This window comes from Enterococcus caccae ATCC BAA-1240 (assembly GCF_000407145.1).
GTDB classification, from domain to species: domain Bacteria; phylum Bacillota; class Bacilli; order Lactobacillales; family Enterococcaceae; genus Enterococcus_L; species Enterococcus_L caccae.
In genome coordinates this window covers 139,372-162,771 of record NZ_KE136474.1, presented here as the reverse complement: position 1 = coordinate 162,771, position 23,400 = coordinate 139,372, and the positions used below count along the sequence as shown (strand labels likewise).

Annotated in this window: 22 protein-coding genes; 13 read left to right on the top strand and 9 right to left on the bottom strand. The window is 36.2% G+C overall.

All coding sequences use genetic code 11. From position 1 onward, the window contains the following. Positions 1-42 precede the first annotated feature (42 nt). From I580_RS11230 to I580_RS11205, 6 genes are all read left to right on the top strand, one after another. On the top strand, positions 43-609 hold the full coding sequence (locus I580_RS11230) for a YdeI/OmpD-associated family protein (protein ID WP_010770514.1): 567 nt from the start codon (positions 43-45) through the stop codon (positions 607-609). Positions 610-708: 99 nt separating this feature from the next. After that, complete coding sequence (locus tag I580_RS11225) at positions 709-1,287, top strand: histidine phosphatase family protein (protein WP_010770515.1); 579 nt, start codon at positions 709-711, stop codon at positions 1,285-1,287. A gap of 21 nt (positions 1,288-1,308) precedes the next feature. Continuing rightward, positions 1,309-1,728, top strand: a complete 420-nt coding sequence (locus I580_RS11220; RefSeq protein ID WP_010770516.1) for a MerR family transcriptional regulator — start codon at positions 1,309-1,311, stop codon at positions 1,726-1,728. A 90-nt stretch (positions 1,729-1,818) separates the two neighbouring features. Further along, entirely contained in the window at positions 1,819-2,670 is an 852-nt protein-coding gene (locus I580_RS11215; RefSeq protein WP_010770517.1) for an aldo/keto reductase, read from the top strand. A gap of 263 nt (positions 2,671-2,933) precedes the next feature. Next, positions 2,934-3,671, top strand: a complete 738-nt coding sequence (locus I580_RS11210) for a helix-turn-helix domain-containing protein (protein WP_010770518.1) — start codon at positions 2,934-2,936, stop codon at positions 3,669-3,671. Positions 3,672-3,793: 122 nt separating this feature from the next. After that, a complete protein-coding gene (locus I580_RS11205) occupies positions 3,794-5,188 on the top strand; it encodes a MucBP domain-containing protein (protein WP_010770519.1) in 1,395 nt (464 codons plus the stop codon). A gap of 83 nt (positions 5,189-5,271) precedes the next feature. Here I580_RS11205 and I580_RS11200 read toward each other — a convergent pair whose 3' ends face one another. Continuing rightward, positions 5,272-6,270 carry a linear amide C-N hydrolase gene (locus I580_RS11200; RefSeq protein WP_010770520.1) on the bottom strand — a complete coding sequence of 333 codons (999 nt, stop codon included), beginning with the start codon at positions 6,268-6,270 and terminating at the stop codon, positions 5,272-5,274. Between the two features lie 238 nt (positions 6,271-6,508). Between I580_RS11200 and I580_RS11195 the strand changes: the two genes are divergently transcribed. Then, positions 6,509-7,375, top strand: coding sequence for a hypothetical protein (locus I580_RS11195; RefSeq protein ID WP_010770521.1), 867 nt, complete (start codon positions 6,509-6,511; stop codon positions 7,373-7,375). A gap of 279 nt (positions 7,376-7,654) precedes the next feature. On the opposite strand, the gene I580_RS11190 is transcribed toward I580_RS11195, so the two are convergent. Together I580_RS11190 and I580_RS11185 are read right to left on the bottom strand one after the other, a co-directional pair. Then, positions 7,655-8,656: an LLM class flavin-dependent oxidoreductase gene (locus tag I580_RS11190; RefSeq protein WP_010770522.1), complete on the bottom strand. Its 1,002-nt coding sequence runs from the start codon at positions 8,654-8,656 to the stop codon at positions 7,655-7,657. 83 nt (positions 8,657-8,739) lie between these two features. Beyond that, positions 8,740-9,459 (bottom strand): SDR family NAD(P)-dependent oxidoreductase, encoded by a 720-nt coding sequence (locus I580_RS11185; protein ID WP_010770523.1) that lies wholly within the window; start codon positions 9,457-9,459, stop codon positions 8,740-8,742. Positions 9,460-9,718: 259 nt separating this feature from the next. Between I580_RS11185 and I580_RS11180 the strand changes: the two genes are divergently transcribed. Further along, complete coding sequence (locus I580_RS11180) at positions 9,719-10,396, top strand: replication initiation protein (RefSeq protein WP_010770524.1); 678 nt, start codon at positions 9,719-9,721, stop codon at positions 10,394-10,396. Positions 10,397-10,580: 184 nt separating this feature from the next. After that, on the top strand, positions 10,581-12,365 hold the full coding sequence (locus I580_RS11175) for a collagen binding domain-containing protein (RefSeq protein WP_010770525.1): 1,785 nt from the start codon (positions 10,581-10,583) through the stop codon (positions 12,363-12,365). A gap of 106 nt (positions 12,366-12,471) precedes the next feature. Here the strand turns inward: I580_RS11175 and I580_RS11170 are convergent, their stop codons facing one another. The 6 genes from I580_RS11170 to I580_RS11145 all read right to left on the bottom strand — a co-directional run bounded on the left by I580_RS11170 (position 12,472) and on the right by I580_RS11145 (position 19,080). Next, positions 12,472-12,858, bottom strand: a complete 387-nt coding sequence (locus tag I580_RS11170; RefSeq protein WP_010770526.1) for a VOC family protein — start codon at positions 12,856-12,858, stop codon at positions 12,472-12,474. A 145-nt stretch (positions 12,859-13,003) separates the two neighbouring features. Further along, positions 13,004-14,428, bottom strand: coding sequence for a glycoside hydrolase family 1 protein (locus tag I580_RS11165; RefSeq protein WP_010770527.1), 1,425 nt, complete (start codon positions 14,426-14,428; stop codon positions 13,004-13,006). 46 nt (positions 14,429-14,474) lie between these two features. Continuing rightward, a complete protein-coding gene (locus I580_RS11160; RefSeq protein WP_010770528.1) occupies positions 14,475-16,373 on the bottom strand; it encodes a beta-glucoside-specific PTS transporter subunit IIABC in 1,899 nt (632 codons plus the stop codon). 140 nt (positions 16,374-16,513) lie between these two features. Further along, on the bottom strand, positions 16,514-17,362 hold the full coding sequence (gene licT, locus I580_RS11155; RefSeq protein WP_010770529.1) for a BglG family transcription antiterminator LicT: 849 nt from the start codon (positions 17,360-17,362) through the stop codon (positions 16,514-16,516). 694 nt (positions 17,363-18,056) lie between these two features. Beyond that, entirely contained in the window at positions 18,057-18,665 is a 609-nt protein-coding gene (locus tag I580_RS11150; RefSeq protein ID WP_010770530.1) for a hypothetical protein, read from the bottom strand. Positions 18,666-18,753: 88 nt separating this feature from the next. After that, entirely contained in the window at positions 18,754-19,080 is a 327-nt protein-coding gene (locus I580_RS11145) for a winged helix-turn-helix transcriptional regulator (protein WP_010770531.1), read from the bottom strand. A 356-nt stretch (positions 19,081-19,436) separates the two neighbouring features. Between I580_RS11145 and I580_RS11140 the strand changes: the two genes are divergently transcribed. From I580_RS11140 to I580_RS16775, 4 genes are all read left to right on the top strand, one after another. Then, complete coding sequence (locus tag I580_RS11140; RefSeq protein WP_010770532.1) at positions 19,437-20,705, top strand: RidA family protein; 1,269 nt, start codon at positions 19,437-19,439, stop codon at positions 20,703-20,705. A 125-nt stretch (positions 20,706-20,830) separates the two neighbouring features. After that, entirely contained in the window at positions 20,831-21,154 is a 324-nt protein-coding gene (locus I580_RS11135; protein ID WP_010770533.1) for a hypothetical protein, read from the top strand. A gap of 97 nt (positions 21,155-21,251) precedes the next feature. Then, entirely contained in the window at positions 21,252-22,760 is a 1,509-nt protein-coding gene (locus tag I580_RS11130) for a DUF1846 domain-containing protein (RefSeq protein WP_010770534.1), read from the top strand. 400 nt (positions 22,761-23,160) lie between these two features. After that, complete coding sequence (locus I580_RS16775; RefSeq protein ID WP_010770535.1) at positions 23,161-23,400, top strand: hypothetical protein; 240 nt, start codon at positions 23,161-23,163, stop codon at positions 23,398-23,400.

Here is a 23,400-nt window from a genome sequence, read left to right as displayed (position 1 = left end):
TTCATGTATAATACTCCTAATCAACTAAGAGGAGTCGTCTAAATGGAAATCGATAATCTGTTACCTATAACCACTAGACAAGAACTAAGAACCTGGCTAAAGACCAACAGCACAACTGAAAAGTACTGCTGGGTCATTGTCAGCATCAAACCTGAACCTAATAAAATCCAATATTTAGATGCTGTAGAAGAAGCGTTGTGTTTCGGCTGGATCGATGGCATCAAAAAGAAAATTTCTGATACCCAAACCGCACAACGTCTGTCACCCAGAGCGAAAAAAAGTCCTTGGACGGAATTAAACAAAGAACGCATCCGTCGTCTAGAACGACTAGGATTGATGACAGAACAAGGTAGAAAAGTTCTACCAGATATGACGGAAGCTTCTTTTCAAATAGATGAAATCATAGAACAAAGACTCAAAGAAAATCCAGAAGTCTATGATATCTTCCTAAGTTTTCCAGAGCTATATCGCCGTATCCGCATCGATACGATTCAAAATTATAAACATCAGCCGGAATTATTTGAGAAACGCCTGGATAAATTTCTGGAAAATACAAAGGCAGAAAAAATGTATGGCGCTTGGCATGATGAAGGCCGATTGCTCGAATAAGTAAAAAAGCTGAACAAGAAAAGTTCAGCTTTTTTACTTGCCTTGGAGTTCACTTCATGGTTTATGGTAAACATAACGAATAGAAATGAGGACAAGGTTATGACCAAAACATTATATTTGATGAGACATGGCGAAACATTATTCAATCAACAGAAAAAAATTCAAGGCTGGTGTGATTCTCCACTTACAGAAAAAGGCATTAAACAAGCACAAATTGCAGGAATCTATTTCAAGGATCGTAACATTACTTTTGATAGCGCATACGCTTCTACTTCTGAACGAGCAAGTGATACGTTGGAACAAGTTACTGACCAATCGTATAAAAGGGTAAAAGGCTTGAAAGAATGGAATTTTGGACGATTTGAATCAGAGAGTGAATCACTGAATCCACCATTACCATATGGTGATTTCTTCGCTGGATTTGGCGGAGAAGAAGAAGTTCAATTTAGACAACGAGTGTCCGAAACCTTGATGGACATCATGAACGAAGCTGGAGAAACAGTTTTAGCGGTTTCTCATGGCGCAGCTTGCCGTCAATTTATGCGAAACTGGGCGCATACTAGTGAAGTGGATCAAAAAGACCGATTAGGAAATTGTTGTATTTTGAAATTTGAATTTGAGCATGATACGTTTAAATTATTAGAAATCATCAATCATGATTATTCAAGTTTAGGATAAGTAAGCAAGGAGGAAATCAAGTTGAACAGTAAAGAAGCAGCTGAAATGTTTGGCTTAACGACTGACACAGTTCGTTACTATGAACGAGTGGGTGTTATTCCGCCAATCAAACGGGATAAAAACGGCTACCGTGTCTATACAACAAGAGACCTGAATTGGATTTATTTAGCAAAAAGTTTACGTCATGCAGGAGTCTCTATCGAGTCTTTGATCGAATTCGCTACACTTTCTCAACTTGGGGGAAATGTTGAGCAGGCACAAAAACAGATTTTGCAAGACCAACTCCAAGAGATCACTGGAAAATTAGAAGAAATGACCAAAACGCGTGATTTATTGCAATACAAAATCGATACGTATGATGAGCATATCGCCAAGTTCAAAACAGGAGAAGTCACATCAGACAATGTTGAAGAGCTTTGGAAGGTAAATCATAAAAAGTAAGAATAAACAGCTTGCTATGAAGCTGACTCCATAGTTTATAGTGAAGTTGTTAGACACTCATAGAACCAAAAAGAGATGGAGGAAAGATAAATGCAAGCAGTCAAATTGAATAACGAAATAGAGATCCCTATTTTAGGCTTCGGTACGTATCAAATCACAGATTCTAAAGAAGCTGAGCAAGCAGTGATTGATGCCATCAAGGTAGGTTACCGTCACATTGACACAGCTCAATCTTATATGAATGAAGAAGCAGTCGGTAGAGGAATTGCAGCTTCGGGTATTCCTCGCGAAGAACTGTTTATTACCACTAAAATTTGGGTAGAAAATGTTTCTTATGAAGGAGTCAAGGAATCTTTTGAGCGGTCTCTGGACAGATTAGGTCTGAATTATGTTGATTTATTATTATTACATCAACCGTATAATGATGTTTATGGTGCATGGCGGGCAATCGAGGAACTGCAAGAAGCTGGGAAAATTCGTGCAATCGGTGTTTCAAACTTTGCAGTAGATCGCGCAGTTGATTTAGCTGAGTTCAATAAAGTAGTGCCGCAAATCAATCAAATCGAGATCAACCCGTTCAATCAGCAAACAAAAAATATCGAAGCCTTAAAAGCAGAAGGAATCCACCCTGAAGCGTGGGCGCCATTTGCAGAAGGCAAAAATGGGATTTTTACAAATGAAATCCTAACGACCATTGGCGATAAATATCATAAATCTGTAGCGCAAGTTATTGTTCGGTGGTTGATCGAGCAAGAGGTTGTTGTTCTAGCGAAGTCGGTAAAACCAGAGCGAATGGCTGAAAATTTGGCTGTATTTGATTTTGAACTGTCAGAAGAAGACAAAGCAGCAATTGCTACATTAAATGAAGGGGAAAGCCAATTCTTCTCCCATGCAGATCCTGAGATGATCAAATGGATGGCTGGCAGAAAGATGAATGTGTAAGGGACTAATAGTGAATAGTAAGAAACAGAGAAACTACGATCAAAAATTGGTGAATTTTACACGTTTTTGATCGTAGTTTTTTTTATTTAAACAGGAAATAGCCTGCGTATTTATTTGCTATAATATGGAGGTGCTGATTCCTTGAAACCTTGATAAATCAACATGATACGAATTGTATCAGTGCAACATTTCAGTATGATACGAAAAGTGGCTATCTTTTATTATAAGTTATCAAGATAATAAAAAAAGAAGGAGGCGATACTATGAACATAGGTGATAAAATCAAAGAGCAACGACTAAAAAAAGAATTAACACAAGAACAATTAAGTGACTTATTAAATGTTTCGCGTTCGACTGTCTCAAGTTGGGAAGTCGGAAGAAATTATCCAGATTTAGAAACGATTGTAGCAATCAGTAATTTGTTCGGTATCTCTCTTGATAATTTATTACGGGAGGATACAGAAATGGCAAAAGATTTATCTAAAAAAGTGAAATGGAACAAATACTATAAGCGAATTTTGATCGTAATTGGAATACTTGCTGTGATTTATGTAGGGTTTAACGGTAAGTTGAGAATGGATGAACAACGCTATTTAAAGAATCTTGCAGCACACTCTTGGAAGCAGGATGATTATAAATACGCAGGGAGCTATGCTTTAAAAGAAGCAGATGTCTTGTATTCAACGTATATTCTTGAGACAGGGTTCAATCCTATTCCATTATCTGAGCGTCATCCATGGGTCATTGCTAGAAAAGGTAAACTCGTTGTTGAGGTCAAAGAAGGCAATAAACGATATGTCATTATTGCAAAGGATAATGATCCAAGCGTGACATATGGTGCAACTGTTGAAGTGGATGAGGCTGGAAACGGAATAAAAAATGATCCGAGTTGGTCAAAAGAAAAAGAAGAGTCGTTGAAAGCGTATTTGAAAAAATACCAAAAAGAATATACAGAATTGCTGAAAGAGACTGTCAGGAAAAGAAAAGAAGTCATTAGCTGATGATTTTACTTAGCGATGAATCAAAATAAGCTGTTACCTGGTAAAAACTGAATTGTAAAGACAGGTTTAGTGTGGTAAAGTCAATGTTCATCAAAATGTATTTTAGAAGGAGAACATTAGAAATGAAACAAAAAAAATGGACGAGCATACTAGCTGTCCTAATCATGTTTATCTTAATGACTTTTACTCACGTTGACCATGTAGCGGCTTTTGAATTGCCTCAACCCGATTCTTTAGCAAGAGCAGATAGAATCAGTATGCCAGGGGAAGTAGCGGTAAAGTATCAACTACTCGAAGAAGATGGTCAGCCAATAGACGCGAATACACCATTAAAGATAGGTGAAACGTATCTTTTTTCTATGAGATATCAACTAAAAGAATTCGATAATAATCAAGAGATTTATGATCATAATATTATTTTTTGGTTCAATGAAGGTTTGGAGTATGCGGCAGAATCATTTTATGTTGGTTCCAACGATCTGCCTCCAACCCATCTTAGTGATGAAGGTCTTTCTAGCATTATGCCTGATTTTCCAAATGAAATGAATCTTCCTTTTAAAGGGTCATTATCAGGCAGTATGGAGGTATACTACTATTTTAAAGTAAAAGTAGGGAGTATCACTGGTCATGTTGATCTGCCAGGCTTGTTCACTGGTGAGACTTCAGATGGCGCTGGCGGCATCAAGCCATTCTCACCGATTCCATTATCTTTAGCCGAACAAAATCTTTTTGTAGCACCTGATTTTCAGATGCCGCTAACGGTTAGTAATTCAGAAGCTAAAGTTGGCGATATTTTGACGTATACTTTAACAGCAGAAAATAACGGGGGAAAAGTCGGAGAAAGTGTTCTCAAAAACAGTTTGCCTGAAGGAGTTGACTATCTTCCTAATACGACCAAGATCAATGACCTTCCGATTGACGATAGTGCTTGGAATGGTCGGGAGTTTGCCTATTCCTTTACTGAGATACCTGAAAATGAAAAGATAACATTTACTTATCAAGTAAAAGTAACTGGGAACAATCAAGCATCAATTGATCAAAATGTGTCCTTAGAAGGTGTGACTAGTTTAGCACAACAACCGTTTACATTACAGTCTAACAGTGTGACAACAACCATCATTCATGTTCCTACGCTATCAAGTGTTACTACCAATTTCAAAGATCAAGATGGAACGACGTTAAAGCCAAGTATTACTTTAACAGGAGACATTGGAACAAACTATGAAGTTGATAAGGAAATCGCAGGTTATCAGTTAAAAGAAGTACTTGGGGATGATACAGGAATTTTTACAGAGCAACCTAAGGAAATAACGTATATTTATGAAAAAGTAAAAACAGATCCAATTGAGCCAGAAATAAATAACGTAAATAAAGCACAACCGCAACAACGAGAACAAGCGCAAGCACAGCTACCTAAAACGGGAGCAGTAGAGCAAAATACAGTGAATTTATTGGCTGGAATGCTGAGTTTGTTTCTATTTAGTTTGATTTTAGGTTTCCGAATAAAAAATAGATAAAGAGCCAGAAAAGATTAACGGGAGTGACACATCACTAAATTAGTGTGGTGTGTCACTCCCGTTAATTGTTTTTTTTAAAGCGATTATTTTTTGCTATTTCGATATAAAATATCTTCAGAATCACCATTAGACCAGATTTTTCCAGAAGTAGCATCAAAGTCTTCGTTTTCTAATTGGATACAGCGAACTCGTTGATTATTGTATGTTTTGTAATAATAATTCAATGAGCTGTTGACCATAACAGAAGTATATTGCGTATAGTCATAAGCTTGCGTTGTTTTTACAACACCTTTAGGGATATCAACATTAGCAAGCACATGGAACAGTGCAGTAACACCATCTAGTTCTGTTTGGACATCCTGTAAGCAAGCTTTCAAGAAGGCCGCTCTGACAAATCTTGATGGTGGAGTGAAATCACCTGGAAGACCAAAGGCCCCAGCTCCTTCTCCAAAGGGTTTCATGACCATATCTTTTAAATGAACTTCTGTTTTTTGTTTAGGTTGAAGCCCAATATAATTTCTTAAGTTTGTCGTATGCCATTTGTAATCAGGACTATTGGTCATAACACCGATCGTGTTTTCATGAATGTGTAATGTTTGTTCTGTGTATTCAATGACAATACTTTTCCCCGTTTTATCCGTGATGACCCAATGAAGAGGTAAGACGATTCCTAGAAAATCTAAGGCTGTATTTTCAACTTGAGCATTTTCCATGGTACGAGTTACTTCTTCAATCGTTGAACATGTAGAGAGTAAAAAGGGGACAACGTCATGAGGTGCTAAGGTATATTTTTTAGTAGTATCTTGACTATTATAATCAGCATATCCTGAAAAATAAAGAGCGGCGCAAGAAAGGCCTTTTTCATTTAAGCCATCGGCGAAAACGAAGTGTTCTTTATCGACTTGTCGTGCCATTCCGACAAAAGCATATTCGTTTTTTTGATCATAATTTTCGTCATTAACGAATACAAATTTATTTCGTGGAATAAAAGTTGGTTCGCCATCCAGAATAACTGCAAAATCCATGGTTCTAGCTAATAAAACAGTCTGATCTTTCGTTGCCATCGTAATACTTGTGCACATTAATTATCGCTCCTTCTTTTTTATGAAATAAAAGCTATATCTAAAAAAATAGAATTATAGAATAAAGTAAGCTAAAGTAAGCTTTATAAAAGTTTAACGTAGTTTAAAGTTATAATCAAATAAATAGTATAGCGTTTTCGATAGAGGCATTTTTGAAAAAGTATATTAGTATTTGTTTTTTTGTTATAATAATATAGTGGAATTATATTTTATTCAGTTGTTCATTTGAGGAGGATTTATGATAGAGGGAGAACGTTTTACTAAAAAAGTTCGATTAAGAGCGATTGTTCATCTAGGAAGTCTGATGTATCTAGCGGGAATACTATTCTTAGTGATCAATCAACAACATTTTATTGAAAAGATCATTCGAAGCTCTTTTCGAATCACCGTCAATAATGTATTAACTTTTTTTTCAACTGAAGACTGGCAAGCAGGACTTTTGGACAAAGTTAATCAGGTAGTTATTCAGTTAACGATGTTGGTTATTTTTCAAAGTATTGTTGTTTTAGCTGGCTTAATACTCATTGGTTATTTTTTATGGCGACTAAGAAAAAATGACCAGTGGCATTTGAGTGAGAAATTAGTTGTGAGTGGTTATTTATGTTTAGTAGTTGTCCTTGTAACACTCCTAACAAAAATGACAATGGAATCGTATCAAACATATATAGTGATTGATAAACGAATCAATAGTTTGAGTATAGAAGAGCTCAATCGTTTTCAACAGGAACTCTCAAGTATTTTCCGACAATCCACATTTACTTTAGATCAGTTGATTCCAAGCGTGCTTTCGCTGTTAGAGCAATTGAAAGAGTTGATTCAATCAACTAAAAATATTGCGAGCATTCCAAATCTTATTCAGGAAACGTGGGAACAGTTGATTAACTTAAAGAATTGGCTGGTTGGATTGAGTAGTAGTGCCGTTGCAATTATTTTAGTGGGACATCTAGTCGAAGGGGTTCGTATGTTTAAAAATAGTCAATGGGTAGAAATGAAAGTGCGTCGAACGAAAAGAGGTCGTCAAATAGAATTGAACGAACGACTGGTAGAAGTAATTGAACAGCAACAAGAGTTAATTCAGCTTTTATCAAAGGAAAAACGTAAATAGTATCCCATATAAAAAAGTGGCTGAGGCATAACTCGAAGAGTTATATCTCAGCCACTTGGAATTCGGATAAACGGTGGAGCAGTAACAACTCATAGGATACACAATACAGGGTACCTTTATTTTCTAAGTGCTAAAGCACTAGGATTTGAAGGCTTCGGAAATAAGGGGGATTCACAAAAATTGGAACAGCAATTTTGTGCATCCCCTTTATTTTGTTGCGTTGAACACTGCTGTATAAGACAAGGTTTACTAACGAATGATCGTTTTAGACAAGAAAAATTATAACGCGTCTACAGCTTCCTTTAATAGTTTAAAAGAATTTTTTTGTTTTTTAAAATCGTACAAATAGCTAGTAGCCATGAGTTCATCGACTTGGAAGTGCTCTTGAAATAACTGTAGTTGTGGTATTAAGGCGTCTTTATCCCCGATTAAAGTCAATCCAAACATTGAGTCTACATATTGTTTTTCCATTGGGCTCCATAAATCATCCATAGAAGTCACGGGTGGTTGCAATGGTTGAATTTGGTTTCTAATTGCGTAAAGGTACATTTGCTGCATAGTTGTTAATTCATAATGAGCTTCTTCGGTTGACTCAGCTGCAATGACGTTTAATGCAATGATGACATAAGGCTTGTCTAAATACTCAGACGGTTGAAATTCATTTCTGTATGTAGCAAGAGCGACACCCATTTCATTATTTGGGAAATGTCCAGCAAACGAGTAAGGTAATCCAAGTTTTGCCGCTAATTTTGCCGAACTGGTAGAGGATCCTAGAATATAAAGAGGAACCTTGGTATTGACTGCGGGATATGCTTTTATTTCTCCTTGTTTTTCTTCTGGACCGAAATACCGTAATAGCTCGGCAATATCATCTTGAAAAGTATCAGCGCCATTCAAAAGTGCCCGTCGTAAAGAGTTTCCTGTATGAGGATCAGCACCAGGGGCACGTCCTACTCCTAAATCAACGCGGTTTGGGTGGATCGTTTCTAGTGTTCCGAATTGTTCTGCCACGACTAATGGAAAATGATTAGGAAGCATTACGCCCCCAGAACCGACACGAATCGTTTTAGTCTGTTCTAGTGTATGGTTGATCAGCATCGAGGTTGCAGAGCTGATTGTCCCATTGATGTTATGATGTTCTGCGATCCAATATCTTTCATAACCTAAAGTTTCTGTGTATTGAGCCAAGTCGACCATATGTTGGATTGTTTCTTTAGTTGATTGTCCTTCACGAACAGATACGAGATTTAGAACTGAGAGAGCTAATTTTTTTTTTGTCATTTTTATAGGCTTCTTTCTTATGTATTTTTTTTAGAAACTAAAAGCATCCAACTTAATGGACACTTTTAGATAGTAAGGGAAAGTTATGCTTTTTTGATCCGAACATCAAAATTTTCTCTAAGTATATCTTCTTTGAAAATTTCTTCTGCCACATCTTTAGCAGTGATTCTCATTTCTTTTGTTAATTCAAACCCACCAGGTAGATCTTCCCTTTTAGCCTCTTTTTTCTTATCCGTGATCAAAGGTGGATTATCTAGTGGAAAGTAGCCGACAAAAATATTCTTTTCTTTTAGTTCTTGACTTAAATGAGTCATCAACATTTTCAAAGCAGCTTGGGCAGTGCCCATGATACCAGTATAAGGGTAAGCAATACGATCAGATTGCCCACTAGAGATCAACACAGAACCATGGCTTTCTTCTAAATAAGGCAATACATGTTGAACAGAAGTTAAGACAGAAGTGACTCTTAATTGTAAAAATAAAGAAAATAACGATTCGGGCGCCTCCGTCATCGGCATGTATGATTTACCTAAAGGACCAGGAACATTATAGAAATAAGTAGTTAAACCGCCGAGCTGTGTAACTAGACGATCGATTGCTTGGTTTAATTCTGCTGTGTTGCTTGCGTCAGCAGTTTCATAATAAACAGTAATACCATCTTGCTCTAGTTCTTCTTTCAACTCGACTAAAACAGGTTCCAAAATATTGATCAATCCTACTTTATACCCTTCAGAACCATATTTTTTGGCTGTTTCATAGCCAACGCCTGGACCTGCACCTACGATAATAATTGATTTACTCATAAAAAACATCCTTCCGTTGTGTGTTTAAATTACAACCAAAGAATAGCATCACTTATAATTTGTGTCTGCGTAATTAAATGTGAAGAACATTGATTAAGGAAATAAACCCCTTATATATAAAGGTTTCTCGGCTAATTAAATTTGAGAAAATAGCTAGATTTTGATAGATAATCAGTACCTTTTTGTATGTAGTGATTGCTTTATGAGGTCAAACTGACTATAATAACCCTCAAATAAGCAATGGGAAGTAGGAATTGGGATGACCGACTATGTAAAATATAAAAATGAATTAAATACAGTTTCGCTAGGGGCGTTTAATGCCAATGAATTTAACTTGTTTTTTTCTATACTCAGTAAAACAAAAGAGGAACAATATGAAAAAATTTATTTGAAGTGGGATGAATTAAAACGGTTAGCGCACTATACGTCAACATCCAATACTAGATTTCTAAAGGATTTAAATAGTATGTATCAAAAACTGATCGAATCTAATTATATTCATATGTATACAGAGGATGACCAAGTTGGTTTAGAGCGTTTTACGATTTTTGAGGATTTTACATTTCTGGAAGAAGAGAAAGCCATCTCAGCTTTTTTTAACCCTAAATTCACTTGTCTTTTAAATCAGGTCAATACGAATGCTACATGTTTTTCTTTAGATGAATTTATTTCGCTGAAAAAGAAGTATGCTAAAAATCTTTATCGCTTATTAAAACAGGTTGAAAAAAAAGGGTACTGGGAGGTGTCACTTGAAACGTTGACCTTTTTGCTAGGGATTCCTAACAATTATCAAGTCGGCCAAATCGATCAGAAAATCTTAAAACCAGCGCTTGAAGAATTAAAGATGTATTTTAAACAGGTAAGAGTTGAAAAGAGATACAGTCAGTTGCAAGGGAATAAAGTAAAAGGGTATATATTTCTATTCGATAGAACCTAACTGTTAATAAATGCTACCGTGTAAGATTCTTTGCTAAAAATAACAATCATTATAATTTAATCTAAAATGGATATGTTTTGACATGAAGTCATTTATTGTTTAACATCAGAAAAGTTGCTTTTTAATGCAATAGAGAATACATATTGGTCTATATCAATCACGAGAAAGGAACGATGTATAAAAGATGTTAAAAAAATTGTTATGGTGTGTTGTACTATTTGTAGGTTTCTTAGGATTAGTTGGATTTAGCCAACAGTCATCGGCAGCGGAATTAAGGAATAGCGGATTTGTTGATTCGATCCATTTTGATAAAACAGAGTTATTGGATGGAGAATTGACCTCTATTCGTGTGTCTTTTAGTGAAAAATCTGATTTAAAGCTAAAGGCTGGAGACACATTGACTCTAGCGTTGCCAAAAGAGCTTGAAGGACTTGTAGAATCTGATGACACACCACGTGAAATTGATTTGAATGGGTTAGGTGTAACTCGTGTTTATAAAGATAAAGTAATTTGCATATTTAACGAGAAAGTGAGTCAGCTAGATCGTGTACGTGGTGAGTTTACTTTTGGCGTACGTGTAAATAATGTTGAAGAAAATACGGTGAAAGAGATTCCAGCAAACCTTGGTACGTCAATCACTGTACCAAATATTGTCGTCAAAGGACATACAGACGGTGGTGTGGAAGGGGAGAAACCTTTCTTTTATAAAACAGGAGACCTTTTAGGGAAATCAGGTCAAATCCGTTGGTTTTTAAATGCAAATTTAAATAAAAGTGATTTAGCTGATGATATTGTTTTGACAGATCAATCTGGTGGCGGACAGGTACTGAATAAAGATAGTTTTATGTTTACTATTGATAATTATTTAGGCCAGACGACACTAAGTTTGACAGAATTTGAAAATCAACAATATGGCACAGTAGCATTTGGAGCAGATAATACTTTTGTTATCCGTCTTTATCGCGAAAAAGCGCGTTTAACTTCATTTACGATCATGTACACGGCAACAATAACAGAAATAGGGAAAAAGCAAGAAAACTTCACGAACGATTGTCAAATCGATTACCAAATTTTGCATGAAAAAGCGTCAAATGAAACGGCAACGCATCAAGTCAAGAATGTCTTTTTAGATGGTAATGCTACAGGAGATGAAAACCAGCAAATAAAAGAACCGGTGGAACAAGAAGAGATTATAGAAGATGAATCAGGACAGTTAGAGGAAATCACACCTCTTGATCCTGAACAACCGAACGAAACTATCGAAGAAGAGTTAAATAAACCAGAAGAAGAACGTCCTGAAATCCATGTTGGTGAACAAACTGAAATTATTGAAGATGAATCTGGAGAATTAGGTGAAATCCACCCAATCGAGGAAGAACAGGCGAAAGAGAGCCAAGAAGAAGAGTTAAATAAACCAGAAGAAGAACGTCCTGAAATCCATGTTGGTGAACAAATTGAAATTATTGAAGATGAATCTGGAGAATTAGGCGAAATCCAACCAATTGAGGAAGAACAGGCGAAAGAGAGCCAAGAAGAAGAGTGGAACAAAGCGAAAGAAGAATATCCTGAAATCTACGTTGATGAACAAGTTGAAACAATCGACGATGAATCTACTGAATTAGAAGAAATCCAACCAATTGAACCAGAAATTGTTGAAGTAACAGAAGTTCCATCACTAGAACCATCAATTTCTGGTAAAGAGGTAGATGTACGTCAAAACAAACCTGTAAAAGAGGATATTAAACCAAACGGGTATGCAGAAGGTGAACAAATACCAGTAAAAGAAGCAAAGGAACAACCCCAAGCTAAAAAGATTCTTTTAACTGCTTCAAAATATAATTCTGCCGCTTCAAAAGGGCAGTTGCCTGAGACCGGAAGTAAAGATAGTTATGTGGCTATAATTGCTGGTTTGGCAGTAATTGCCTTAGTTTTAATAGGCGCGTATGTACTAAAACAAAAAAATAGTTGAATTAGAAAAATAAGGTAGAGGGGCTGAACGCTTTTGCCCCACCGTTTATTCGGATTTCTTGTGGCTGGGATGTGACTTGTAAAGTTATGTTCTAGCCACGGCTTTTTTATTTATCAGCAAATACGAACTGCCAAGTGACACCGAATTTATCTGTCAGCCACGTCACTTTTTTGAAACTGCCAGCTGCTTCAGGTCCCATAATCACAACACCTTCAGCAGAAAGTGCTGAAAAGATTCGGTCAAATTCTTCTTCAGTATCCATTTCTACAAATAATGAGAGGTTCCAACCAAGCGTAACGGGATTTTCAGGTCCCATTTCTAAAAAATAGAGTAATGTCCCATTTAAATCTAGTTGTCCATTCAAGACACGTTCAGGATACTCATCATAATAAGTTGTGGATTGAATCGTAGTGTTTGGAAAAACGTCAACATAAAAATCCATTTGCTTTTTAGCATGTTCTGTTACTGAAATAAACGTTACTGGTTGTTTCATTTCCTTCACTCTCCTTAAGTGTAAGATAGCAGATTTTAGTATAATTACAATTGATGTGCTTAAAAAAACTGTGTAAGTAGTCTCGCTTGGAAAACTACTCACACAGTTTTTATTTTTCTAGAAAATCAGAGAGAGAAAATGTTCACTAGGCGAGATTTTCACCATTTGATTCAATCACTTGTTTGTACCAATAAAATGATTTTTTCCGGCTTCTATCTAGTGTACCATTCCCTTCGTCGTCACGATCAACATAGATAAACCCATAACGCTTACTCATTTCACCAGTTCCAGCGCTGATTAAATCGATACAACCCCAAGGTGTATACCCAATTAAGTCAACACCATCATCAATCGCTTTCTCCATTTCAATAATATGTTGTTTGAAGTAATCGATCCGATAATCATCATTGATCGAACCATTCGCTTCTACTTCATCAAAAGCTCCAAGACCATTTTCTACGACCATTAACGGTACTTCATAGCGAGAATAGATTTGGTTTAAGGTATAACGCAGTCCGATGGGATCGATTTGCCAACCCCAGTCACTGGTTTCAAGGTATTCATTTGAGACGCCGCCAAACAGATTGCCACCTGTTTTATCATTCCTTTTTTCTAAATCATCTGTAATACAAGTGGTCATGTAATAACTAAACGTATAATAATCAACAGTTCCAGCTTTCAACAAGGCTTTATCTTCTTCTGTTATTTCTACCTGAATATTGTTCTTTTCAAAATAACGTTTCATGAAATAAGGATACTGTCCTTTGACTTGTACATCCCCACAGAAAAAGTTGAACTTTTCATTGATTTGCTGCGTTTTTAACACATCTTCTGGTCGACAAGTTTTCGGATACATGGTGATATAGGCTAACATACAGCCGATTTTAAAGTCTGGATTGATTTTGTGTCCTGCAACAACAGCTTTAGCAGAAGCTAAAAAGACATTGTGTAAGGCTTGATACTGTTCAGTTTCAGTATACTCACGATTAAATAAACCATTGATTCGTTTGCCATGATCCATTGTCCCAAAATTGATTTCATTGAATGTTAGCCAGTATTTTACTTTATCTTTATAACGCTCAAATAGAGTCGTTGCATAGTTTTCGTAAAAACTAATCGTCCGTTTATCTAAAAAGCCATCATAAGTTTTCCCTAAATGAAAAGGCAATTCAAAGTGAGAAATCGTTACAAGCGGTTCAATACCGTATTTCGCTAATTCATCGAAGACCTCATCATAAAATTGTAACCCTGCTTCATTTGGTGTCTCTTCATCTCCATTAGGAAAAATTCGTGACCAAGCAATCGACATTCGGTACACTTTAAAGCCCATTTCTGCAAATAAAGCGATATCTTCTTTATAGCGATGGTAAGAATCGATCCCTGTATGGCTAGGATAATAATATTGATCTGTATCGATCTCTAAATCGAATGTCCGATGTGTATTTGCTGTTCGACTTCCAGCGCGATTATGATCGCAAATCGAGTCCCCCTTACCGTCTTCATTCCATGCTCCTTCGCATTGGTTGGCAGCTGTTGCGCCGCCCCATAAAAAATTCTTTGGAAAACTCATGTATTTCTACTCCTTTATAAATAAAATTGGTCTTGATTCAAAACAATCAATTTGAAATGATTGCAGTGATTAAGAGGTCCCCTTGCGTGATCGATGTCTCAGAAGTTGCAATCACATCTGTATAATCTGGTGTATTTGTAATAATAATCGGTACTTGTGTACTGTAACCTGCTTCTTCGATCGCTGTAATATCAAAGGTTACTAATTTGTCGCCTTTTTTAACTCGTGCATTTTGTTCAACAAATGATTCAAATCCTTCACCTTCTAATTGCACAGTGTCAATTCCAATATGGATCAATAATTCGGTTCCGTCATCTGAAATTAAACCAATCGCGTGTTTTGTCGGAAACAGCGTCATCACAGTTCCGTCAAAGGGTGCTACAATTTCGCCGTTTGTCGGTTCGATCACGACACCTTTACCCATGATTCCTTCTGAAAATGCAGCGTCTCTTGCTTGACTTAAAGGAAGGACTTTTCCTTTGGCAGGAGAAAAAACATCATCTTTTGCTAATTTCTTTTTGTGTCCTGTTGCGGCAAGTTTTGCTTCTTCTTTTGATAATTGAATTGTTGGTTCATCATCTTTAAAACCTAAAGCCCAAGCTATTGCAAAACCAGCTGCTAGAGCACACGCATCCAAAATCATTGCGTAAATCGCAAACTTAACATCGCCATCTGGTGAGATAGAACTTGGATAGCGGAATATTCCTAAGCCACCCATTTGATAGCCTTGCATCCCTAATCCCATAGCGATGGCACCAGTAACACCCCCAACAATACAAGATGCCCAGAAAGGTTTTTTTCTAGGTAAAGTGATACCATAAATAGCCGGTTCAGTTACACCGAAGATACCTGAAATAAAAGCGGGGATCGATAGTTCTTTTAATTTCGCATTTTTAGTTTTCAACATAACCGCTAATACCGCACCGGTTTGAGCAAAACTCACACTACCTGATGGTGTTAATAAGGATGTTGGGTCACCTTGAGATAACGCGATAATGGCAAATGGAATAAGTGCCCAATGTAGACCGAACATAACAAGAATTTGCCAAGAGAAACCAAGAATAGCACCGAATAAAATTGGACTGAAACTTTGAATAGAAAGTAAGCCATTTCCTAAAGCGTCAGAAACAGTATTCATGACTGGTCCGATCACTAAGAATGTTAAAGGAATCGTTATAAGCGCTGTTAAAAATGGCACAATAAATAACTTAATAACGTCAGGAATAACTTTTCTTAATTGCTTTTCTAAAAAGGCAGCAAAAGCCACCGCTGCAATAATCGGCATAACCGTAGAACCATAACCAGCAGGCGGAATAGAGAATGGAATACCAAAGAAATTAAGCCCTCCTGTTTCAGCAAACTGAGCAGTAGCTGCACCTTCTAAAAATCCAGGATAGACTAAACTTGATGCGATCAACATTCCAAGGAAGGGTGATCCGCCAAATTTTTTCATTGCTGTGTAACCAATAAAGATTGGCAAGAATTTGAATAATCCGTCACCCATCGCATTAAAAATAGCCGATGTTGACGACTCCGCAAAGCCAGCCCCTAAAGCGAAAATTAAAATGGCATTAACCCCTTTTAACATACCAGCTGCAGACAGTGGTGCTAAAATCGGTTGGAAAATAGAGGAAATCATATCAACAAATTGATCAAATAAATTTCCTTTTGGCCCAGACTCAGTCGGAGCTTCTAGCACACCTAATACAGCATCCACATCTTTGCGAACATCAGGCACATGATTTCCGATCACGACTTGATATTGTCCACCAGCTTGCATGACTGTCACAACACCGTCCATATTTTTTAAGACTTCGGTATTTGCTTTACTTTCATCTTTCAATTTAAAGCGAAGGCGTGTGATACAGTTGGTTAAAGAATTGACATTTTCTTTGCCTCCAACTTCTTTGACAATTTTTTTTGCAAGTTCTTCATATTTACCCATTTTCGTTCCTCCAAATGTTTAGTTATTTTTATTCAGAGGTCTCGCCAACTTAATGTCACGATCCAGGACCTTTCCACAGGCGATTGATTTCCTACGCTCCTTTTCGGTATATAATTTAGATTAAGAGAGAAGCTCTCTAATTAACTTGTTTTATCGATGATTCGAGCTAAGTGGATGGTGATATACACCTGTTCATCCTTTGATATTGTATAATTGCGTCGATTTTTTAACAGTTCAGCGACTTTTTTTGTAGCTTCAAACGCTTCTGGATACTGTTTGGTAACAAGTATGAATAATTCATTTTCAACTTTATCTTCAGATGTTTTAACCGCGTTATCTTTTAACACCCGTTCAGTGAAAAATTTTAAATGTGTGATAAATCGTTGAAAGTAAATATCATTTTCGGCGAAATTAATTCTAAGTGTATATTTAATGACCGTTAGTATTTCTTCGATCAATTGCGTCAGACTGATTGCATCCTCATGATTACTGTCGAGTTGAGCATTGGTGATATGCAAAGCTAGAAAACCCGCTTCGTCATCGGTCAACGCTACATCTAATTGCTGATTGACCATTTGAATAGCCGAGCGTGCTATTTCTAATTCAACTGGGAAAAAACGTTTGATATCCCATAATAAAAAATTTTTGACCTGAATATTCTTCTTCGTCCGTTGGATAGAGGAGTGTAAGTGATCGGCAATTGCGATAAAAGAGGATTCATTCAGTTCTTTATCCAACGTTTTTTTTGCTTGAGATAAAATTTTATAGGAGATTTCAATGATTTCTTCGGGAATTTCTGAAAATAATTGTTCGATCTGTTCTGATTCAACCTGATTTTCAAGCTTAAAAACCTTCTCGATTTTAGCTTCATCAACTTCTGCACCAGCTTTCATCTGAAAACCTAACCCATTACCCATAAGAATCACTTCTTCACTTTCCTCATTTCGAACGATGACCACATTATTATTTAAAATTTTTAGAATTTCCAAAATAGCCGACCTCCGTTTTCCTGAATAAAGGGACTGAAAATAGAAAAAGCCCAAACAAAAGCCAAAAAGGCGTTGTTTAGGTTTAGCTTAACTTAATAATCACTATCCATTACAAAGCAAATATACACTAAAAAGAAAGCGTTGTCAAAGTGATTTTGAAGAGATTGCCCACATTCTAGAAAGTTATAATAGTAGCGGCTGTAATGAACAGACTGGACATAGTATTGGTGGCTGGCTATAATAAATCTTGTAAAGTACGTATTTTTATATGGAAAAAGCCAGTGCTGATAACACTGATTCTTAGTTGAGTTTTGATTAAAGCTCGAATAATGTTTATGATATTGCCGCTATCTTACTTTAGCCGAGAAGATAGCGGTCTTTTTACTATATTAGAAACGATATATTTTAACCAATCCTTCAAGGAGAGCCTTTTCTGTAAAACAAAGCAGGACAAAAGCGATGCAGATATATCTTTATCGCATCAACTCCTTATTCAGAGTCTTAGCCATACTCAACGTATCACTATGATATCGAACTAATGGACAGATAGGAATGAAATAATTCGCTTTGTGCATGAGTTTGTAATGATGAAAAAAAACCGTGAGTCCTTTGGTTGTATCGAAGGATTCACGGTTTTTATGTTTGTTTATTCGAAAATAAAGAAGGGGTTTATGTGTGTTTAAACCGATTTGGTTTAATCAAGTGCTGTAATCTTTAAATCCTTGAAAAAGGCTTCTGTACCAATATCAACAAAGAAGCCGATCTTACCTCTAATATCAGCCCCGTGTTTCATATTTTCCACGACTAAAACAGGTTCTTCATTATTGTTTAGATAAAATTCTCCTTTAGCCCCGTTGATCACAGCTTTTAAGCTGATCCATTCATCAAGACCAATATCAGCTGGACCCTCAAAATCAGTAATACCAAGATTTCGGAAATAATCAAACGTGTATTTAGGATAGGAAAAATATTGAACGCCACGATTTTTTCTGACAGGATCGTCAATCCGACCATTGGTAGGTCTTACATAGAAAGATTCAAATTTTGTATCATCCTCATTGATTCGAAAGGCAATGCCAATAAATCCTCGTGCAAAATCTGGTGCATCGGGTAATAATCGGCTCAACATTTTAACTTCGATTATTCCGTTATGAAAAGTTGAATCATTTAATTTTGCATAAGTGTTTTCATCAAATTCCATCAGTTTGTCTTTTTTTACGACTCTTAAAACCGATTCACCGTTCAGTGTAGTTTGCTCAACAGTAGTATGAACTGCTTCGATAGTTGTTGTTTCATTATTCATTCAAAAGTCCTCCTTAATCGTTTTTCTCTTTCATAAAAGTATAGACAACTTTTGAAAAAATGTTAAGTAGGCACTAATTTGTAACTATCTAGCTAAGCTGTTGTTTATAAAATTGTCCCCACTGTCTCATTGATTCAATGACAGGTAGTAAGCTTTCGCCTAATGGTGTTAATTGGTACTCAACGTGAGGAGGCACTTTTTGAAAATCTATTCGTTCCACAATTCCATCTAGCATCATTGAATTTAGACTTTCAGTCAACACTTTTTGAGAGACTCCTGTTAAAGATCGCTTTAATTCAGAATTTCTTTTCGGACCTGTTATTAGATCTCGGATAATCAATGTTTTCCACTTGCTGCCTATTAATTGAACCGTCGTTGCTACATCGCAAAGCGGCATGTCTTCTTTTTTTATCATTCAGAAGTTGCTCCTAACATTTTTAAAATGAGTCAGTTTTTAGCTGTGACTCTGATTATAGAAGAATTGTTGCATTTTTAAGGCTGAAAATCAACCTTCATTAAAAAAAGTAAGAGTTATGACGCTCTAAAGTTCAAAATACGTTATTGAAATGTTAGCGCTATTATTGTAGACTGAAATAAGTGATATCATTTTTGTCAATTTGTCATGATTTTTATAATGCAAGCAGGATAGTAAAAATAGTACACTTATAAAAAGTAGCGATTGATGCCTTTTAGAATTGAAAGCGCAAACAATCCCTTGTAAGTAGGATCGTTTTTATTTGAATGTAATGAAAAGAAAAGAGGCATAAGAATATGAGTAATGACAACGCAGTACTAGCAAGAAATACAAAAAAGGCACCGCAACATCCACTAGCTTCACAAACCGTCGCTTTTTCTCACTATAATAACTTGTCTGCCCAATTACCGATCGAGCCAGCATCTGGTCAATTGGTTGCAGGTGGTATCAAGGAACAGGCCAATCAGTGTTTTAAAAATATCAAAGCTATTGTAGACAGCATCGATCATGTAATGAGTGATATTGTTCGGATCACCGTATTTGTTAAACATATTACAGACGTTGATGCGGTAGATGAGGTGTACGCATCATTTTTCACACACTATCAACCTTCAAGAACTGTTGTGGCGGTAGATGCTTTACCAACGGGCGCTTTAGTTCAAATTGAAGCACTTGTTTCAAATGGTGAAGGAACGATTCCAAATGCACCACAAGCAGGTGATTTGATCAAACTGACGAACCATACATCCAATGCACCGAGTAGTTCATTATCAACACAGACCGTTTCATTTTCTCACTATAACAATCTTTCAGCTCAATTACCGATCGACCCAAAAACAGGTAGAGTGGTAGCTGGGTGTGTGAAAAAGCAAACAGGACAATGTTTAAAAAATATCAAAGCAATTTTAGAAAGTATTGATGTTCCTCTGGATGACATTGTGAAAATCAATATCTTCCTTAAAGATTTGTCTAAAATGGATGCTGTGAATAAGGTTTATACAACCTTTTTCCCAGATTCAGCGATTGCTCGAACAGTAGGATATGTTCCAGCCAGGACAGTTGTGTCGGTAAAAGATTTACCAATGGGCGCTGATGTACAAATTGAAGCAGTCGTTTCACACGGAGATGGTACGCCGCCCCAAGCAATCGAAGATCGACATGGGTTGATTATCGAGGCGAATAATACTGAAAAGGCACCAAAATGTCCATTTTCAACCCAGACTGTTGCTTTTTCTCATTACAATAATCTATCAGCTCAATTGCCGATCGATCCTAAGACAAATGCAGTTGTTTCAGGTGGTATCAAAGAACAAACAGGACAATGTTTGGAAAATATCAAAGCGATCATCGAAAGTGTAGATCATGTACTGGCTGATGTAGTGAAAGTCAATATTTTTGTGAAAAATATTGAGGATATGGACGCTGTAGATGAAGTGTATGCAAAATTTTTCTCAGATGGAGTTCCTGCACGAAGAGTGGTTGGCGTATCTGAGTTACCGAAGGATGCGTTGATTCAAATTGATGCCATTGTTGGGAATGCGGAAGGAACACCTCCTATTATATAGTAGGGAATAAAGTATAAAAAGTTCGATCATAAAATAAACCTGTGCCACCTTTGCTAGTAAAGGTACATAGGTTTATTTTGCTGTATAATAATGTAAAAATAGATGTAGGTTAAAGGAGGTTCAAGATGGACAGACTATTTTCTTCAAAGGACCAAGTCTTGTTATTTTTAATTGTATTTAGTTTGGTAGTTTTGTTATTTGCAATACTTATTGAGAAGTCAAACGGCTTATTTTTAGCAAGAAATCCACTAGATACTAAAAGCTATGAAAGTTCTCCAGAAAATAAGGCAGAAAGACTTGCAGGTAAGTTATTTGTTAAATGGGTTTATTATGGAGTCAGTGTTGTGATTCCAGTTTGTTTGTTTTTGTATAGTGGTGTTGTATCTAAGCTGTTGGCCATCTTGTTTCTAGTGGGAAGTTTTATATATCGAAAATATCTGACAAGATAGTGGGCTTTTTTCAAAATTAAAATGAAATTCTTTATCGTAATCAGCCGTAAATAAGTTTATAATAGATGGCAGTATACAAATATCGGAGGGTTCTCACGTGAAAAAAATGGGTTTTGATCCACAAAAGTACATCGAAGAACAATCAAAATATATCCTTGAAAGAGTTGATCACTATGATAAATTATATTTAGAATTTGGTGGTAAATTGATCGGGGATATGCATGCCAAACGCGTTTTGCCAGGCTTTGATGCAGACGCAAAAATTAAACTATTACAGAAATTAAAAGATCAAGCTGAGATTTTAATTTGCGTTTACGCAGGCGATATCGAGCGAAACAAAATTCGTGGCGATTATGGCATTACCTATGATATGGATATTTTACGTCAAATCGATGAGTTGAGAGAATACGGCTTAGCAGTTAATAGTGTGGTTATTACACGCTATAATGGACAACCATCTACAAAAATGTTTATCAACAAGTTAGAAAGAAGAGATATCAAAGTCTATAAACATGGGGCGATTGAAGATTATCCATCAAATCTTGAAAAAATCGTCAGCGAAGAAGGCTTTGGTAAAAATGATTATATTCCAACAACAAAACCAATCGTAGTCGTTACAGCACCTGGTCCTGGTAGTGGGAAATTAGCCACTTGTTTGAATCAACTTTATCATGAGAGCCGTAACGGTAAGACTGCTGGTTATTCAAAATTTGAAACCTTCCCAGTTTGGAATGTTCCGTTGAAACATCCTTTAAATATTGCGTATGAAGCAGCAACAGTGGATTTAAAAGATGTCAATATGATCGATTCATTCCACTTTGATAAATACCAAAAAGTAGCAGTTAACTATAATCGCGATGTGGAGACATTCCCTGTAATCAAACGAATCATTGAAAAAATCACAGGTGAGGAATCTGTCTATCAATCACCAACGGATATGGGTGTGAATCGTGTTGGTTTTGGGATCATTGACGATGATGTTGTAAAAGAAGCCTCTAAGCAAGAAATTATTCGTCGCTGTTTTGCCACAGAATGTGACTTTAAAAAAGGCTTGATCGATGAAGAAACAGTCAATCGGATTAAATTGATCATGGAAGAAGTCGAACTTAAAAAAGAAGACCGCAAAGCGGTGCTTCCTGCTAGAGAGTATTCAGAGCAATTAAGAGAACAAAACCAAAGCAATGATACACCTGCGGTTATTGCGTTTGAGTTACAAGATGGTCGCATTGTAACAGGGAGAACCAGCAGTTTAATGGATTCTTGTTCATCTGCTATTTTAAATTCTATTAAGACATTAGCCAATATATCGGATGAAATTTTATTGCTATCCCCAGTGATTCTTGAAACCATTCAAACGATGAAACGAAAAGATCTTCACAGTAAAATAACGGCTTTAAAAGCCAATGAAATTTTGATTGCCTTAGCAATCAGCGCTGTGACAAACCCGACAGCACAATTAGCCTATGACAAATTATCTGAATTGAATGGTGTCCAAGCACATTCTACCGTGATGTTGAGCAAGAATGACGAGCAAACGTTAAGAGAGTTAGGCTTGGATGTTACGAGTGATGCGGTTTATCCGTCTGAGAATTTGTATTATATCTAGGGAGGCATTTAAAGGTGAAATCTAGATATTAACATTTAATCGAAAAGACAAGTAGTTAGATATCTAACTACTTGTCTTTATTTATTGATAATCAGTATTCATTGGGTTAATATTGATTAACTTTAAAATGCTATTTAATAGTTTACCGTGAAAATAAGAATTTTATAGGTCATTTTTGGTTAGTTTTTTTAGCGTAATACATTAGATAAAATTGTTCAATTATATATTTTTCCTCAATCAAATAAAAATAACTTATAACAACTCTTTATGAATATAATTCAAATCAAATGAAGTGAAAAACTTACATTTTTGTAAGAAATCACTTTTTTTGTTTTTTCTATGGTATATTACTTTCAACGAAAGCGCTTTAGTTAAAATGAGATTAAAAAGGAGAGTTAATATGGTAAGTTCAAGCAAAAATAAATCAAAGATTCAAGAAACACTTTTTTCTACAAATAATTTTTCAAGTTTCAGAAAGCATGGTTTTGACTCCGTATCCTTTTCTGCCACATCTATTAGTTTGAGTAAAGGTAATAGCAATGGAGGCGGCGGAGGAGGTGGCGGTGGCGGCGGATGTTGCTGTTGCTGTTGTTGTTGTTGTGGGTCAGGATCAGCTACACTTGAGGAAATTGGTAAGTAG

Bases quoted from the DNA above. Each gene is read 5' to 3' on its own strand.
- I580_RS11210 (WP_010770518.1), top strand. From the start codon at position 2,934: ATGAACATAGGTGATAAAATCAAAGAGCAACGACTAAAAAAAGAATTA.
- I580_RS11140 (WP_010770532.1), top strand. From the start codon at position 19,437: ATGAGTAATGACAACGCAGTACTAGCAAGAAATACAAAAAAGGCACCG.
- I580_RS11180 (WP_010770524.1), top strand. From the start codon at position 9,719: ATGACCGACTATGTAAAATATAAAAATGAATTAAATACAGTTTCGCTA.
- I580_RS11170 (WP_010770526.1), bottom strand. From the start codon at position 12,858: ATGAAACAACCAGTAACGTTTATTTCAGTAACAGAACATGCTAAAAAG.
- I580_RS11185 (WP_010770523.1), bottom strand. From the start codon at position 9,459: ATGAGTAAATCAATTATTATCGTAGGTGCAGGTCCAGGCGTTGGCTAT.
- I580_RS16775 (WP_010770535.1), top strand. From the start codon at position 23,161: ATGGTAAGTTCAAGCAAAAATAAATCAAAGATTCAAGAAACACTTTTT.
- I580_RS11230 (WP_010770514.1), top strand. From the start codon at position 43: ATGGAAATCGATAATCTGTTACCTATAACCACTAGACAAGAACTAAGA.
- I580_RS11150 (WP_010770530.1), bottom strand. From the start codon at position 18,665: ATGAATAATGAAACAACAACTATCGAAGCAGTTCATACTACTGTTGAG.
- I580_RS11175 (WP_010770525.1), top strand. From the start codon at position 10,581: ATGTTAAAAAAATTGTTATGGTGTGTTGTACTATTTGTAGGTTTCTTA.
- I580_RS11195 (WP_010770521.1), top strand. From the start codon at position 6,509: ATGATAGAGGGAGAACGTTTTACTAAAAAAGTTCGATTAAGAGCGATT.
- I580_RS11145 (WP_010770531.1), bottom strand. From the start codon at position 19,080: ATGATAAAAAAAGAAGACATGCCGCTTTGCGATGTAGCAACGACGGTT.
- I580_RS11165 (WP_010770527.1), bottom strand. From the start codon at position 14,428: ATGAGTTTTCCAAAGAATTTTTTATGGGGCGGCGCAACAGCTGCCAAC.
- I580_RS11190 (WP_010770522.1), bottom strand. From the start codon at position 8,656: ATGACAAAAAAAAAATTAGCTCTCTCAGTTCTAAATCTCGTATCTGTT.
- I580_RS11160 (WP_010770528.1), bottom strand. From the start codon at position 16,373: ATGGGTAAATATGAAGAACTTGCAAAAAAAATTGTCAAAGAAGTTGGA.
- I580_RS11200 (WP_010770520.1), bottom strand. From the start codon at position 6,270: ATGTGCACAAGTATTACGATGGCAACGAAAGATCAGACTGTTTTATTA.
- I580_RS11205 (WP_010770519.1), top strand. From the start codon at position 3,794: ATGAAACAAAAAAAATGGACGAGCATACTAGCTGTCCTAATCATGTTT.
- I580_RS11225 (WP_010770515.1), top strand. From the start codon at position 709: ATGACCAAAACATTATATTTGATGAGACATGGCGAAACATTATTCAAT.
- I580_RS11135 (WP_010770533.1), top strand. From the start codon at position 20,831: ATGGACAGACTATTTTCTTCAAAGGACCAAGTCTTGTTATTTTTAATT.
- I580_RS11215 (WP_010770517.1), top strand. From the start codon at position 1,819: ATGCAAGCAGTCAAATTGAATAACGAAATAGAGATCCCTATTTTAGGC.